Annotated in this window: 16 protein-coding genes, 1 tRNA gene and 1 other annotated feature; of the genes, 16 read left to right on the forward strand and 1 reads right to left on the reverse strand. The window is 48.2% G+C overall.

Translation table 11 applies throughout. The annotated features are described in order from the left end of the window. Positions 1 to 218: 218 nt before the first annotated feature. On the forward strand, positions 219 to 2,612 hold the full coding sequence (locus LACZS1_RS07245; protein WP_070650458.1) for a Xaa-Pro dipeptidyl-peptidase: 2,394 nt from the start codon (positions 219 to 221) through the stop codon (positions 2,610 to 2,612). Positions 2,613 to 2,682: 70 nt separating this feature from the next. Beyond that, positions 2,683 to 4,344 (forward strand): ATP-binding cassette domain-containing protein, encoded by a 1,662-nt coding sequence (locus LACZS1_RS07250; RefSeq protein ID WP_070650457.1) that lies wholly within the window; start codon positions 2,683 to 2,685, stop codon positions 4,342 to 4,344. A 78-nt stretch (positions 4,345 to 4,422) separates the two neighbouring features. On the opposite strand, the gene LACZS1_RS07255 is transcribed toward LACZS1_RS07250, so the two are convergent. Continuing rightward, a tRNA-Arg gene (locus LACZS1_RS07255) sits at positions 4,423 to 4,496 on the reverse strand. A 644-nt stretch (positions 4,497 to 5,140) separates the two neighbouring features. Between LACZS1_RS07255 and LACZS1_RS07260 the strand changes: the two genes are divergently transcribed. From LACZS1_RS07260 to LACZS1_RS07325, 14 genes are all read left to right on the forward strand, one after another. Continuing rightward, positions 5,141 to 5,263, forward strand: a complete 123-nt coding sequence (locus LACZS1_RS07260) for a hypothetical protein (protein ID WP_093997798.1) — start codon at positions 5,141 to 5,143, stop codon at positions 5,261 to 5,263. A gap of 257 nt (positions 5,264 to 5,520) precedes the next feature. After that, positions 5,521 to 5,715 (forward strand): hypothetical protein, encoded by a 195-nt coding sequence (locus LACZS1_RS07265; protein ID WP_029345490.1) that lies wholly within the window; start codon positions 5,521 to 5,523, stop codon positions 5,713 to 5,715. Positions 5,716 to 5,893: 178 nt separating this feature from the next. Then, positions 5,894 to 5,962 (forward strand) — a sequence feature (ribosomal protein L21 leader region). Between the two features lie 30 nt (positions 5,963 to 5,992). Continuing rightward, positions 5,993 to 6,304, forward strand: coding sequence for a 50S ribosomal protein L21 (gene rplU / locus LACZS1_RS07270; protein WP_005684402.1), 312 nt, complete (start codon positions 5,993 to 5,995; stop codon positions 6,302 to 6,304). Between the two features lie 11 nt (positions 6,305 to 6,315). Next, positions 6,316 to 6,666 (forward strand): ribosomal-processing cysteine protease Prp, encoded by a 351-nt coding sequence (locus LACZS1_RS07275; RefSeq protein WP_070650456.1) that lies wholly within the window; start codon positions 6,316 to 6,318, stop codon positions 6,664 to 6,666. Positions 6,667 to 6,684: 18 nt separating this feature from the next. After that, entirely contained in the window at positions 6,685 to 6,975 is a 291-nt protein-coding gene (rpmA, locus tag LACZS1_RS07280) for a 50S ribosomal protein L27 (RefSeq protein ID WP_003564659.1), read from the forward strand. A 75-nt stretch (positions 6,976 to 7,050) separates the two neighbouring features. Continuing rightward, positions 7,051 to 8,118: a M24 family metallopeptidase gene (locus tag LACZS1_RS07285; RefSeq protein WP_093997799.1), complete on the forward strand. Its 1,068-nt coding sequence runs from the start codon at positions 7,051 to 7,053 to the stop codon at positions 8,116 to 8,118. Between the two features lie 87 nt (positions 8,119 to 8,205). Then, positions 8,206 to 8,769 carry an elongation factor P gene (gene efp / locus LACZS1_RS07290; protein ID WP_010487979.1) on the forward strand — a complete coding sequence of 188 codons (564 nt, stop codon included), beginning with the start codon at positions 8,206 to 8,208 and terminating at the stop codon, positions 8,767 to 8,769. 20 nt (positions 8,770 to 8,789) lie between these two features. Beyond that, complete coding sequence (locus LACZS1_RS07295) at positions 8,790 to 9,245, forward strand: Asp23/Gls24 family envelope stress response protein (protein WP_010487980.1); 456 nt, start codon at positions 8,790 to 8,792, stop codon at positions 9,243 to 9,245. Position 9,246: 1 nt separating this feature from the next. After that, positions 9,247 to 9,654 (forward strand): transcription antitermination factor NusB, encoded by a 408-nt coding sequence (gene nusB / locus LACZS1_RS07300; RefSeq protein WP_010487981.1) that lies wholly within the window; start codon positions 9,247 to 9,249, stop codon positions 9,652 to 9,654. A gap of 122 nt (positions 9,655 to 9,776) precedes the next feature. Continuing rightward, positions 9,777 to 10,628: a bifunctional methylenetetrahydrofolate dehydrogenase/methenyltetrahydrofolate cyclohydrolase FolD gene (gene folD, locus LACZS1_RS07305; protein WP_070650454.1), complete on the forward strand. Its 852-nt coding sequence runs from the start codon at positions 9,777 to 9,779 to the stop codon at positions 10,626 to 10,628. Further along, positions 10,621 to 11,970, forward strand: coding sequence for an exodeoxyribonuclease VII large subunit (gene xseA / locus LACZS1_RS07310; protein WP_070650453.1), 1,350 nt, complete (start codon positions 10,621 to 10,623; stop codon positions 11,968 to 11,970). Before folD ends, xseA begins: the two co-directional genes overlap by 8 nt. Further along, complete coding sequence (locus LACZS1_RS07315; RefSeq protein WP_070650452.1) at positions 11,963 to 12,187, forward strand: exodeoxyribonuclease VII small subunit; 225 nt, start codon at positions 11,963 to 11,965, stop codon at positions 12,185 to 12,187. Before xseA ends, LACZS1_RS07315 begins: the two co-directional genes overlap by 8 nt. Then, a complete protein-coding gene (locus tag LACZS1_RS07320) occupies positions 12,187 to 13,035 on the forward strand; it encodes a polyprenyl synthetase family protein (RefSeq protein ID WP_070650451.1) in 849 nt (282 codons plus the stop codon). Before LACZS1_RS07315 ends, LACZS1_RS07320 begins: the two co-directional genes overlap by 1 nt. Then, complete coding sequence (locus tag LACZS1_RS07325; protein WP_070650450.1) at positions 13,035 to 13,865, forward strand: TlyA family RNA methyltransferase; 831 nt, start codon at positions 13,035 to 13,037, stop codon at positions 13,863 to 13,865. Before LACZS1_RS07320 ends, LACZS1_RS07325 begins: the two co-directional genes overlap by 1 nt. The last annotated feature ends 41 nt before the right edge of the window (positions 13,866 to 13,906 follow it).

Consider the following 13,906-nt stretch of genomic DNA (forward strand, 5'->3'; position numbering starts at 1 on the left):
TTAACCTTTTCCTTGACTAACTGGTAAAAACAGTCAAGCATTCAGTAATTTAAAAAGACTTCAGGCGTGATGGCGTCTGAAGTCTTTTTGCGTTAATGGTGCTTATGGAAAACTCACCGCCATCGTAGGTGCGTTTATGCGGGTTAATAGTTGAAAACGCTAAATGAGATGGCTACACTGAATTTATCACATTTCTCTCATAAAGGACGGCACTGCTCATGAAATTAAACCAATTCGCTCGATTAGCCCCTGAATTTAGCCAACAATTAACGGAACTTGCTCGCATCGGCTTGCCGGCAGATCCCCAAGGCCATTTTGCCAATACTGCGGCAGCCTTGTACGCGGCCTTTTTCCCAGAGGCATATCAGCTCGCTGCAAAACAAGATAAATTTGCTCAGATTGCAGTTAATTCGCGACAGAATCTGGCTGAATGGTTGGCATCGGGGCCCACGCAGATGACCCGGCGCGACTTTTATAATGTAGCTTTGCAACTGCTGGGGTTCGAAGCCTTTACCGACTTTGACCTGAGTGATCCGTTGGCTTTTATGGCGGCTACAGAGCTGCCAAGTGTTGATCACGATCTGCTTGATACTAGGGATCTGCTTAAGGCTAGCTACTTATTGCTGACGACGCGAACCAAACATTTAGTCAACTTTCTCGATGATTTAGCCAATCGTGGCTTTTTCAAGAATTTTCAGTCGTCGTCAACCCAACCGAAACCTTTATTGTTTAATGGTAAAGTGCAACAGGTTTTCGATGCCCGCCAAGCCATTCGCGAGGTAGTATGGATCGAGTCTGATGTCGATTCGGACCACGATGGGCAGCGCGATCTTTTAGAAGCAACCATTTATCGACCGAAAGCCACCGAGCAAGGATTGAAGGTTCCGGTTCTATTTACTGCCAATCCTTATTTTCATGGGACCAATGATGTGACGGCTGCGACGCATGTTCCGGAAACGGTTTTGGCAGTCAAGTCACATGGGGCCTCGAAGGCGGAAGTAACGGCTACCCCGGTTCGAACCGACGACTTACCGAAGCGGGTCGTTACTGGCGAGGCGACGGAAGCAGAAGCCTATGCCGAAGAAAATAGTATGTATGCGTTCAATGATTATTTTCTTGCGCGCGGGTTTGCTGTGGTTTACTCAGCAGGGGTCGGAACGCGGTATTCAGACGGCTTTCGGACCATTGGCGGGCCGGAAGAGACTGCTGGCGCGGTGGCGGTCGTCGAATGGCTGACCGGTAAGCGCCGGGCGTTCACGAACCGTACTGCTGGCGTTACCATTAAGGCTTGGTGGTCAACCGGCAAAGTTGCGATGACCGGTAAGTCCTACTTAGCTACGTTAGCCATTGCTGCGGCGACGACCGGCGTTGAGGGGTTGAAAACCATCATTGCCGATGCCGGCATTTCTAGCTGGTATGATTATTACCGCGAAAATGGTTTGGTCGTGGCGCCCGGCGGCTTTCAAGGTGAAGACGCTGATGTTTTGGCAGTTGATACGTTTTCCCGGCAGAAATCCGGCGGCGATATGATTCGCATCAAGTCGGCTTGGGAGCGGCATCTTGCTGCGATTACCCGTGATCAGGATCGGACGACGGGTGCCTATACCGCGTGGTGGGATGCGCGTAATTACCGCAAAAATGCCGCCAACGTCAAAGCCGACGTGGTGTTGATTCACGGGCTCAATGACTGGAATGTGAAACCTAAAAACGCGATTCGCTTCTGGCAGGCAATCTCAGATTTGCCGATTCAAAAGAAACTGATTTTACATCAAGGACAACATGTTTATGTTCACAATGTTCGCTCGTTGGACTTTTTGGACATGATGAACTTGTGGTTGACACATGAACTGTTGGGGGTAGCCAATGATGCTGCACGTGCTTTGCCTAATGTCATCGTGCAAGATAACGTGACTCCGCAGACCTGGTCAGCCTATACCGATTTTGCTAATCCGGAAGCGGAACATGTGACAACTGAGGTCAACCTGAAGAATGACTTTGAAGCAGCTACCGATCAGTTTACCGATCATGCCACGGCAACGTTTGCGGCGCAACATGACACCAGCGCCAGTTTCGAAAAGGCCATCATTACCCCTAATAATGCTTACGCTAACAGCCGGTTGTGGTTGACCCAACCAGTGCTTGAGCGTGATCAAATCCTGGAAGGTATTCCACATCTTGAGCTGACGTTGGCAGTTGATGCACCGACCGGCATTCTTAGTGTTCGGCTCGTGGATCTCGGCGAGGCCAAGCGTTTTGGCGAAACCGCAGCCACCGTTGCGGCCAATGATTTACAGTTAGGCTTTGATTTTAAAACAACCGATATTGTCGAATTCAAGCCGGCCGCTAAGCCAACCCCAAGTAAACTGATAACGTTAGGTCATATTAATTTACAAAATCCTAAAAACGCCTACGAAGTGCAGCAAATCACACCGGGCCAGTTTTTTCACGTGAGTCTGGATCTGCAACCGACGCACTATCACTTACCGACCGGCCGGCAGCTTGCCTTGATCATCCATGGTGCCGATATGGCGCAAACGATCCGACCGACAAAAACCACGCATTATCACGTCGATTTGGCGAAGAGCACCTTAACATTGCCATTTCGACTTTAAAAATAGCATCCACGGTTGAGGACAACATCGTCATAAGTTTGCGCCGTTGCGGGAAAAGGACGTGAAGTGGATGGATCATCAGGAACGCCAGATTAATATACGTTGGGTTATTCGACGGTTGCCGCTGACTTTAATAGTGGTGCTATTTTTACTGAGCCTGACAAGCACTTTGGAGCCAATTTTAAATGGCGTGGTTTTCGGTCAACTGGTCAATATTGACTTCAGTAATCTTGACGCTGTGGGGCGTTATGTGTCATTAGCGGCAGCTGCCTACCTCGTTACCTACACATCACTCTATCTGTTTTTGCGCGCCCAGCAACGCGCTGTTCGGATGTTGAATCAGGCACTTAAATCAGTGTATTTCACCGCCTCAGTCGCGCACGCAGGAACTAACGCCACGGAGGTTTCTGACACGATCAATGACGTGACCGGCGTGGCGAAACAAATTGAACAGGCCTATTTTGTCGAGCTTATCGGTATGTTGCAACAAGTGATTGGCTTGATTATTTCAGTGATTTTTATCCTGAAAACCAATGTCGTGTTAAGTTTGGTCTACGTGTTATTTTCTGCACTGTCGTTGCTTCCGAGTCACTTTGGTAGAAAAATCCTGGCCAAAAAGTCGGACGTTTGGGCTAATACCAATGCCAGTTTGGTTTTGAGTATGAAAGATATTTTTCAAGGCCGAATGGAAATTTTTAACTTTAAAGCCTGGCCGGCCTTTTTCACCCGATTTAAGCAGCACCTGAGCCAAGAAGAACGCGACTATGAGCGAATGAATAACTTCCAATATTTATTCCAATATGTGTCTTGGCTATTTGCCATTGCGGCGTTTTTGCTGCCACTTTTTATCGGCCTCCTCTTGATGGCCAAAGGATTGTTTGGTGTGACGACCAGCGTCATTTTGACACTGACAATGACGGCAGATTCTGTTGTCGGCGGCGCTCGCAGTTTGAGCAAATCGCAAAGCCAAATTGTTAGCACAAGTCAGCTGCGCGTGCTACCTGTGGCTGGTCAATTTGAACTACCTAAGGTTGATGATAGCGAGTCAAAGCCGGAAGCGTTAAAAGGGGAGCTTGACATCAGCGATCTAACCGTTGTGCGCGATCAGCATTTAATTTTGAGTGACGTCAATATCCGCCTTAAACCGGGTAGCAAAGTCATTGTGACCGGTCCTTCTGGAATAGGTAAAACAACCCTTCTAAAAGCCATCACCGGTCAAGTGGCATCTCAGGGTGCGATTCGTTTTGCCGGTCAGCCGCTGCATGCTGGTGATTTTGTTTTGGTGTCGCAAAATGTCTGGTTGTTTAATGGTACATTGCGGGATAATATCACGTTATATCAGGCCTACGATGATGTCGCGGTTTTGGCGGTTTTGCGTCTGGTAGGGCTTGATCAGGAATTAGGGGAGCATGTGCTTGATTTCAAAATTGTTGATAACGGCAGTAACTTATCAGGTGGACAAGCGCAGCGCATTGCGATTGCGCGTGGATTGTTGCGCAAGAGTCCTATCTTTTTGCTTGATGAGATTTCTTCAAGCCTTGATCAGGTCAATGCTGATAAAATTCATCGCATCATCTACACGTTACCCGCAACGGTCATTGAAGTCGCGCATCATTATCAGGAAGCCTTGGCGCAAGCATATGGCGTAAAGATTTACGAAATGGTTGATCACCGGTTGCAATTAAAAAATGAGGCCTCCAGGGAAGTTGCTACTGGCACAGAAGCTATTTAAGGACAGGATTTAGGTAAACTCGGTAACACAAAAAGCCCGAAACATCGGGCTTTTTGAGGACAAACTGTTTGCTTTAAGTGTACCAGCCGGGATTTGAACCCGGGACAAACGGTTTAGAAGACCGTTGCTCTATCCAGCTGAGCTACTGGTACAAATCGTTATTAAGTATACGAGAAGCGCGGGTAGGCGTCAACGGAATGTTGAGGAACTTGAACTTTGTGAGGGTGTGTAAAAGGTTTTAAGGATGTGGAAGGGACGCTACAGCTCTTGTAGTTAGGCAATCCGGCGCGGAAACGCGTTCACCGGCGCAGAAAGCTACGTGTAAGGGTCTTGGACGCAATGGCTAAAACTAGGTCATGGGAAATAAGGGGTGTGAGGCAATCCGGCTTTGAAACGCGTTCGCAGGCCCAGAAACCTGCGTGTAAGGACCTCAGACCTAAATGGCCAAAGCCCGGGGCAAGGGAGAATAAGAGGCGAAGGGCAATCCGGCGCGGAAACGCGTTCACCGGCGCAGAAGTCGGAGTGTAAGGGCCTTGGGCGCAATGGCTAAAGCTAGGTCATGGGAATAAGGGGTGTGAGGCAATCCGGCTTTGAAACGCGTTCGCAGGCCCAGAAACCTGCGTGTAAGGACCTCAGACCTAAATGGCCAAAGACCAGCCATTTAGGTCTGAGGCCACTTACACTCCGGTTTCTAACCGGGCCTGCTCACGCTCTTGACTTCCTAACAATAAGTGAGTAACATACACCCAATCGCTACCGAAGGCCATTCACATTTTTTAAGAATGGAGGGATTCTGATGGGATATCGAATCCAGTTGAACATGAAGACGCAAGAATTTATCGCGATTGATCCGCATAATGCTAACCATATTGGTAAGGGCGAGACAATTGAAAAAGCGTTGCAACAACTGAAGAAATAATGTCTTGCTGCCGGTGAATGACTTCATACCGGCGGCTTTCTTTTTTGCCAAGGGACTAGTGCCATGGAGACTTTTTATGCTATATTAGGTTCCTTGGCAGGGGCAGGCTCAGATTTTTTCTGGGCCTTTTTTTGGCTCGAAGTCGCCGATTAAAACGTTTCCTTGTTGAAACTGTTTGGCTTGGCTATAATTCCATCCAGGGGGTGGCACTTATCATCATTTTGCTGAACATCTTCATTTTACTGGTTACCGCCGCATTGTTAATAACGGTAACCACCCAACTCAGAAAACCGATTAATTGGATCGTTGACGGCATTTTATACATAGCCTTATTACTCATTAATGCAGCGTTTGGTGGCTGGTTGACTTTCTTTACCTTGATTTATGCGCTTTATATGCCCGCGGTCATCATTGGCGTTTGGCTTTACCGTCAGCAACACTTGCCACAATAAGTCGATTTTTGGAAGTGGCAGCTTTAAATTTGACGCTGATATGACTATTTAATTGCAGCCAATCCAAGTTGAAAAATGGTTGGCCGAACTTGCACCATCCAAAAAAGCGGCTATTATCGGCGATGTGCTTGCAACTTGGCCTGCTGTCTGGTAATATTAGTCCGTTGTATTTGGCACCCCTCCTATGCAACCGCACATCGTTGGGTTTTAAGCGTAAGCACCTAACTTGGCGAGTCTTCAGGGGAAAAGCCGAAAGGCAAAACAGGAGGTGCACACAGTGTACGCAATTATCAAAACAGGCGGCAAGCAGTATAAAGCTGAAGTCGGTGAAGCCATCTATGTTGAAAAACTTGATGCCGAAGAAGGCAAGCAAGTTACTTTTGACGAAGTAATCATGGTTGCTGGTGAAGGTGATGCCAAGATTGGCACGCCAACTGTAGCCGGCGCAACCGTGACTGGCAAGGTCGAAAAACAAGGGCGCGAAAAAAAGGTTGTTACTTACAAGTACAAGCCTAAGAAGCACTCTCATCAAAAGAAGGGCCATCGTCAGCCATACACGAAAGTCGTTATCGACGCGATTAACGCATAAGAGGTCAGTTTATGATCAAGGCAATTTTTCATCGCGATGAGCATGGCGATATCGTCAGTTTTGAACTGAGTGGCCATGCCGATGCCGGTAAAACCGGCAAGGATATCGTCTGTGCTGCGGTTTCAGCCGTGAGTATCGGTGCTGTCAATGGCGTCGAAGCGTTGGCGGGATTTAAGCCCGACGTCGATGCGGATGAGGTCCATGGCGGCTATCTGCAAATGACGCTCAAGTCGGCAATCACTGGCGAACAACTGCACATTAGTCAGATTTTGTTGGAAAATTTATTGCTTGAACTACAAAGCATCCAAGATCAATATCCTGATCGCATTTTGATTACGACAAAACAATTAAAACAAAATTAATTCTCGGAGGTGTACGTTATGTTAAAGATGAATCTGCAATTCTTCTCTCACCATAAAGGTGGCGGTTCAACATCTAACGGCCGTAATTCTGCAGGCCGGCGTTTGGGTAGCAAGCGTGCCGATGGTCAGTTCGTTAAGGCAGGCAACATCTTGTATCGCCAGCGCGGTACCAAGATCCATCCTGGTGAAAACGTTGGCCGCGGCGGCGACGATACCTTGTTTGCGACTGCTGACGGCGTTGTCAAGTTTGAACGCTTCGGCCGTGACAAGAAGAAGGTTTCAGTTTATCCGGCAGCAGCTGCTGAATAAATATTGATGACGTCCCGGTAATCGGGGCGTCTTTTTTTCAGAATTTTAAAATGACGTCAATAAGGAGTGGTTTGGATGGATCGAATGACAGCATTGCAGGCGCGGATTCTGGACAAGAAATTAGATGGCTTTTTTGTTACCGATGCCACCAACGTTACTTATTTGACAGGTTTTACCGGTGAAGAAAGCGCCTTGCTGGTGACGCCGGAGAAAGCTTATTTTATAACGGATTCCCGGTTTACCGAGCAGTTTAAGCAGCAGGTACATAATGCCAAGCTGGTGTTGCATCAGGATGGGTTGTTTAAAACGGCTGGTGATTTAGCCAACCAATTGCAGTTGACCCGCATTGGTTTTGAAGCCGTTCACCTGAATTATGCCGATTATGAAGCCTTTGATCTTTTAACACAAGGAACACTGGTGCCAACCCGTGACTTTGTTGAAACACAGCGCGAAGTCAAAGACGATGAGGAACTGGCCTTGATCAAAAAGGCGGTTGCCATTGCCGAAAAAGGTTATCAGCATGTTCTTGATACGATCAAACCTGGCATGCGGGAAATTGATATCGCCAATGATTTGGACTTTTTCATGCGGCAACTTGGTGCCAGCAATGTCTCGTTTGAAACAATCGTAGCTTCCGGTACGCGTTCGGCAATGCCACATGGTTCCGCAACGGAAAAGAAGATTGCCAAAGGGGATATTGTGACCCTCGATTGGGGATGCATCTATCACGGCTACATGTCCGATTTGACGCGGACATTTGCAGTCGGGGAACCGGATGCCAGGCTTAAGACGATTTACCAAATTGTTTATGCGACGAATCAGAAAGTCCAGCAAGCTTTGAAGCCTGGTGTGATGGGACGAACGATTAATGACTTAGCGCATCACACAATCAATGACGCCGGCTATGGTCAATATTTTGGCCATGGAACCGGACATGGCATTGGTCTGTCGATTCATGAAGGCCCTGGCGCCTGGGGTCCTTATCTCGATGTGCCAGCCGCAAAAGGCAATGTCGTGACCGATGAACCCGGCATCTATGTTCCGGATCTTGGCGGTGTCCGAATTGAAGACGATTTGGTCGTGACTGCAGACGGCAATCAAAGTCTTAGTCAACCGGCACCAGCTGAATTACTGGTACTGTGAGGCTGTCTACGTGGCATGGCTGTTGCAAGCATCTTCACCGCTTGCTAGAATAGATTTAGCTTACAACTGAATGTATGGAGGAAGTTCATGATATCTGTTAATGATTTTAAGAATGGTTTGACGATTGAGGTCGACGGTGACCTATGGCGAATCGTTGAATTTCAACACGTTAAGCCAGGCAAGGGTTCGGCATTTGTTCGCTCAACCTTGAAGAACCTGCGCACGGGTGCGGTACAGGAAAAAACGTTCCGATCAACTGAAAAGGTTGAAAAAGCGCAGATCGACAGTAAAAACATGCAGTACCTTTATGCCGATGGCGATAATTACGTCTTCATGGACACCGATACTTACGATCAACTGACACTTCCTGGCGATGAGATTCGCGACCAGTTGAATTATTTAAAAGAAAACATGAATGTTAAAATTATCATGCACGGCAATGAAACCCTGGGTATTGAGTTGCCGAAAACCGTTGACTTAACGGTTAAGGAAACCGAGCCAGGCATTCGCGGTAATACCAGCAGCGGCGGTTCAAAACCAGCCACCATGGAAACCGGACTAGTCGTTCAAGTGCCGTTTTTCATCAACACTGGCGATGTACTGACGATTAACACGGATGATGGTACTTACATTTCACGTGCCAATAATTAAGGCTTAGGAGGGTTCTCGCGATGGCTGAAGAAACCAATATCATATTAGCAAATCGGACGGATGCCCAAGGGACCATTGAAATTGTTCCTGAAGTTTTGGAAGTCATTTTGGGTATTGCTGCGAGTCAGGTAGACGGTGTCTATCAAATGCGCGGTACATTAGGGTCTTCAATTAACGCCTGGTTTGGCCGTGCCAACCACGGTAAAGGTGTTAGTGTGACAGTTGCCGATGATAAGATTACGGCTGATGTCTACGTTTATCTGGATTATGGTGTCTCCGTTCCGAAAGTGGCTTTGGCCATGCAAGAACAGCTACGTGAACAGTTACTCTTTATGACGGATTTGACGTTAAGCGAAGTGAATGTGCATGTCGTTGGCGTCATCCCTGAAAAGACGGAAAAAGTCAATCCGGATGATCTGTTTAAAGATGACGACACTGATGAACCATCGACAACGAGCAGCAAGGATGACGATTAACATGGAATCACGACACGCGATCCGTGAAGCTGCCTTTCGAGCGCTTTTTGCGTTGGCAACGAATCCGGAAGCAGATAAAAGCGCCGTATACGCAGAAGTTTTACCTAAAGATACTGAAGTGCCGCCTTATTTAAGTGAATTGGTGGAAGGCGTCTTGACGCATCAGGAGGCGTTGGATGCTGCCTTAACCCCGCAGCTTAAAAAGGGGTGGACGCTGAGTCGTTTGACCAAACCGGATTTAATGATTCTGCGCTTGGGCTTGTATGAAATTCGCTATGAAGAAGCGATGCCGGAAGCTGCGGCGATTAATGAAGCCATCAATTTGGCCAAACGTTACAGCGATGACCAATCTGCTAAGTTTGTCAATGGCATTTTGGCTAATTTTATTGAAGCATCGCCGAAAGCGTAAGTTAACCGGTCAAAGACAATTACTTTGGCCGGTTTTTGCTTTATACCGGTACTTGACGCTATCGAGGAACCGAACATTGGTTGTTATATCAGACAATGCTAATCAAATGGGGAGTGGTTTTTGTGGCAACGCGATTGGATGGCAAGGTAGTTTCAAAACGCATTCTTAGTGAACTTCAACAGACAGTGACTGGTTTGGCGCAACAAGGTGTGACGCCAACACTTGCAGTCATTTTAGTGGGATCGGATCCGGCCAGCCAGGTTTATGTGCGTAACAAACAACGGCGCGCGGAGGAAATCGGGGTTCGTTCCTTAATGTTTAAGTTGCCAGAAGAAACCTCTCAGAAAACCTTATTGGCAAAGGTAGCTGAATTGAATCAAGATCCCGATGTGGATGGCATTCTGGTCCAGCTGCCATTGCCCAAGCAACTGGATGAACGGGTCGTGATTAATTCGATCGATCCCGATAAAGACGTGGATGGCTTTAGCCCGGTGAGTGTGGGCCGCTTGTGGACCAATGAACCGACTGTTGTGGCTTCAACCCCTTACGGCATTATGGCGCTGTTAGATGCCTATCAGATTGATGTCACCGGTAAGCGGGTGGTCATTGTTGGCCGCTCGAACATTGTGGGTCGGCCGCTCGCTGGTTTGATGGTGAACCATGATGCGACGGTGACCATTGCCCACAGTAAAACCCGCGACCTTAAAGCGTTGACCCGTGAGGCGGATATTTTGGTTGTTGCGATTGGCGTGCCGCATTTTATTGGCGCCGATGCGGTTAAACCCGGGGCAACGGTTATTGATGTCGGTATTTCGCGCGGAGCTGATGGGAAACTGCACGGCGATGTCGATGCTGATGCGGTTGAGCCTGTTGCCGGTGCTTTAACACCGGTACCGGGTGGCGTTGGTCCGATGACAATTGCCTCACTCATGGCCCAAACAGTTGAACTGGCGAAGAGGCGATTGCATGGTTGATACCAATCAATACTTAAGTGTCACCGCACTAACCCAATATTTAAAACGTAAATTCGATGCGGATCCTTATCTGGCTAAGGTTTATCTAACCGGTGAAATTTCTAATTATCGCAAACGGGTAGGCAATCAATATTTTTCCCTCAAGGATGATCACGCTAAGATCGGTGCGTTGATGTTCCGTAATGCTTTTAGCAAGTTGCAATTCAATCTTGAAGAAGGCATGAAGGTTCTGGCAGTTGGCCGCGTTAGTCTGTATGAACCAAGTGGTGAATACCGGCTGATTGTGGAACGGTTGGAACCGGACGGCGTTGGCGCACTCTACCAAGCCTTTGAGCAGTTAAAGAAAAAGCTTGCTGGTGAGGGGCTATTTGATCGCAATAAACGTCCGTTGCCGTTGTTTCCTAAGCGCGTGGCGGTTGTGACCAGTCCCAGCGGTGCGGTGATTCAGGATATCATGACCACCGTGGCGCGCCGTTATCCGATTCTACAACTGACCCTTTTCCCGGCGGTTGTCCAAGGCGATCAGGCAGCGGATTCGATTGTCAAACAGTTGAACCGCATTAAGGCGATGTCAGACTTCGATGCCGTCATTATCGGCCGCGGCGGCGGTTCGATTGAAGACCTGTGGCCGTTTAACGAAGAGAAAGTGGCGCGGGCTTTAGTCGACATGCCGATTCCGATTGTCAGTTCGGTCGGCCATGAAACCGATACAACCATTACGGATTTCATTGCCGATCGGCGGGCGGCGACGCCAACGGCTGCTGCGGAAATTGTAACGCCGGTGACGCTGGTAGACGCACTTAATCGCATCTCGGAAGATCGTGTGCGCCTCGTCAATGCGATGCACAACCGGCTGAAAAATGTTGCCAGCCGACTGCAGCGCTCTGCAGAAAGCGTCGTCTTAACCCAGCCTGATCGTTTGTACGACCAGTACGTGCAACGCGTTGATCAATTGCGTCAGCGACTTAATCAAAGCATGGTCAATCAATTGCGCGAAAATGACCATCGTCTGGCCATGGCGACGCAGCAACTTGATGGACGGCAATTACTGATAAAAGTCGTGAACCTCAAACGGCAACTGCTCGATAATCAACACCGTCTAGATCGGGCAGTCATCAGCGTTGTAAAGGCTAAGCGTCAAGCGGTGGCCAATGCGGCGCTGGGGTTGGATCATTTGAGCCCGCTGAAGATACTGGGCCGGGGATTTGCTTACGTGACAGATGACACCGGGCAGATGCTTAAAAAGACAGATGACTATGCGGTCGATGCCGACATTCACATTCATGTTGCGGATGGTCAAATTGGCGCTCATGTGACAACAAAGGAGAAGAATCATGGCTGAACCTACGTTTGAAGAAAAACTTGCCCAACTTGAAGCAATTGTCAATCAATTGGAGCAAGGCGATGTACCGCTCGAAAAAGCTTTGGATCAATTTAAAGCTGGCGTGAAATTGAGTCAGGAACTCGAAAAAACATTGAAGTCAGCTGAAAAAACGGTGACAGAAATGGTAAGCGACGATGGCAGCACCCAACCTTTTCAACCTAAAGAAGGCCAATAATGAATTCGATCTTAAATCAATGGCGGACAGCCGTTGAACATACATTAGATGAAACATTGGCAAAGGTCCCTAACCCGCATTTACGCGCCGCAATGGCTTATTCCGTCGACGCAGGTGGTAAGCGATTACGTCCGCTACTGTTATTGAGCGTGGTTGCTATGTATGATGGTGTGGTTGCTGAGGCACTGCCTGCTGCCGCCTCGCTTGAATTTGTGCATACTTATTCATTGATTCATGACGATTTGCCTGCCATGGATAATGATGATCTGCGCCGCGGCAAACCGACGAATCACAAGCAGTTTGGTGAGGCGTTGGCGATCTTAGCCGGTGACGCACTTTTAACCGATGCCTTTGCCTTATTGAGTCAACATTATCCGGATAAACGCGCTGCGCTGATTCAGATACTTGCCGAGGCAGCTGGCAGTTCCGGGATGGTTGAAGGCCAGGTGCTTGATATGGATGGCGAGCGAGTTCACTATGATCTGGCGACATTGAAGCACATGCATCAGGCTAAAACCGGCGCCTTGATTCAAGCCGCAGTGGCGATGGGCACTGTATTCGTAACGATCCCCGAAGCTGATCAGGCGGCCTTGGCAGATTTTGCGGCTGCTTTTGGTCTCGGTTTTCAGATCAAGGATGATATTAACGATGTCACCCAAACAACTGCTGAGTTAGGCAAAACAGCGGATAAGGACGTTGCCGAACATAAAAACACCTTCCCCGAGCTACTTGGACTAAAAGGTGCCGAGCAGGCGTTGGCAACTCAAATTCAGCAAGCTGATGCAGCGTTAAAGAGCTTAACCGTCGATGCGGCGACGCTACAATCGATTTTGGCGGTGTTGAAATAATGGAAAAAGTCAAAAAAGAACGGGTCGATGTCCTGCTGGTTGAGCAAGGGCTGTTCGAATCGCGTGAACAGGCCAAACGTTCAGTCATGGCCGGTGAAGTGTATGATCAGAACAACCAACGCATAGATAAGCCAGGCGTTAAGATCCCAGGCGATGCGATTTTGCACGTGAAAGGTAAAAAAATGCCGTATGTCAGCCGCGGCGGGCTTAAACTGGCAAAAGCCTTGAAATCGTTTCACCTTGATTTAACCGGCAAAACGGTTTTGGATATCGGTGCATCAACGGGCGGTTTCACTGACGTTGCGTTACAAAACGGTGCCAAGATGAGCTATGCCTTGGATGTCGGCTATAATCAGTTGGCGTGGAAATTACGCGAAGATCCGCGGGTCAAAGTGATGGAACGTGTGAATTTTCGCTACAGCAAACCGGAAGATTTTACCGATGGCCCGGTTGAATTTGCAATGACGGATGTTAGCTTTATTTCATTAAAGTTGATTTTACCGCCATTAAAAGCGATTCTGATTCCCGATGGCTACGCGGTTGCGTTAATTAAACCGCAATTTGAAGCGGGACCTGCTCATGTCGGCAAGCATGGCATTGTCCGTGATCCTCAGGTGCATCGCGATGTTTTAAAGATGATTGTCGATTTTGCCAGTGCGACTGGTTACAACGTTTTGGGATTAGACTATAGTCCGATTAAAGGCGGAGAAGGCAACATTGAATTTTTAATTCATTTGCAAAATGCCGAGCAAACGCCGGGCAAGGTCGCGCCCACTGTGGATATTGAGGCAACATTGAAGGCTGCTTATGCCGAATTAAAACGCCCTTAATGTATATTTATGCAAAACCGTGGCAACCCTGCGATGCATGC

Source organism: Lacticaseibacillus zeae subsp. silagei (assembly GCF_030770335.1).
Taxonomy (GTDB): domain Bacteria; phylum Bacillota; class Bacilli; order Lactobacillales; family Lactobacillaceae; genus Lacticaseibacillus; species Lacticaseibacillus zeae.

What these genes read in the sequence shown, in the direction of transcription:
- LACZS1_RS07245 (WP_070650458.1), top strand. Translation starts at nt 219, where the DNA reads ATGAAATTAAACCAATTCGCTCGATTAGCCCCTGAATTTAGCCAACAA.
- LACZS1_RS07250 (WP_070650457.1), top strand. Translation starts at nt 2,683, where the DNA reads ATGGATCATCAGGAACGCCAGATTAATATACGTTGGGTTATTCGACGG.
- LACZS1_RS07260 (WP_093997798.1), top strand. Translation starts at nt 5,141, where the DNA reads ATGGGATATCGAATCCAGTTGAACATGAAGACGCAAGAATTTATCGCG.
- LACZS1_RS07275 (WP_070650456.1), top strand. Translation starts at nt 6,316, where the DNA reads ATGATCAAGGCAATTTTTCATCGCGATGAGCATGGCGATATCGTCAGT.
- rpmA (WP_003564659.1), top strand. Translation starts at nt 6,685, where the DNA reads ATGTTAAAGATGAATCTGCAATTCTTCTCTCACCATAAAGGTGGCGGT.
- LACZS1_RS07285 (WP_093997799.1), top strand. Translation starts at nt 7,051, where the DNA reads ATGGATCGAATGACAGCATTGCAGGCGCGGATTCTGGACAAGAAATTA.
- efp (WP_010487979.1), top strand. Translation starts at nt 8,206, where the DNA reads ATGATATCTGTTAATGATTTTAAGAATGGTTTGACGATTGAGGTCGAC.
- LACZS1_RS07295 (WP_010487980.1), top strand. Translation starts at nt 8,790, where the DNA reads ATGGCTGAAGAAACCAATATCATATTAGCAAATCGGACGGATGCCCAA.
- nusB (WP_010487981.1), top strand. Translation starts at nt 9,247, where the DNA reads ATGGAATCACGACACGCGATCCGTGAAGCTGCCTTTCGAGCGCTTTTT.
- xseA (WP_070650453.1), top strand. Translation starts at nt 10,621, where the DNA reads ATGGTTGATACCAATCAATACTTAAGTGTCACCGCACTAACCCAATAT.
- LACZS1_RS07315 (WP_070650452.1), top strand. Translation starts at nt 11,963, where the DNA reads ATGGCTGAACCTACGTTTGAAGAAAAACTTGCCCAACTTGAAGCAATT.
- LACZS1_RS07320 (WP_070650451.1), top strand. Translation starts at nt 12,187, where the DNA reads ATGAATTCGATCTTAAATCAATGGCGGACAGCCGTTGAACATACATTA.
- LACZS1_RS07325 (WP_070650450.1), top strand. Translation starts at nt 13,035, where the DNA reads ATGGAAAAAGTCAAAAAAGAACGGGTCGATGTCCTGCTGGTTGAGCAA.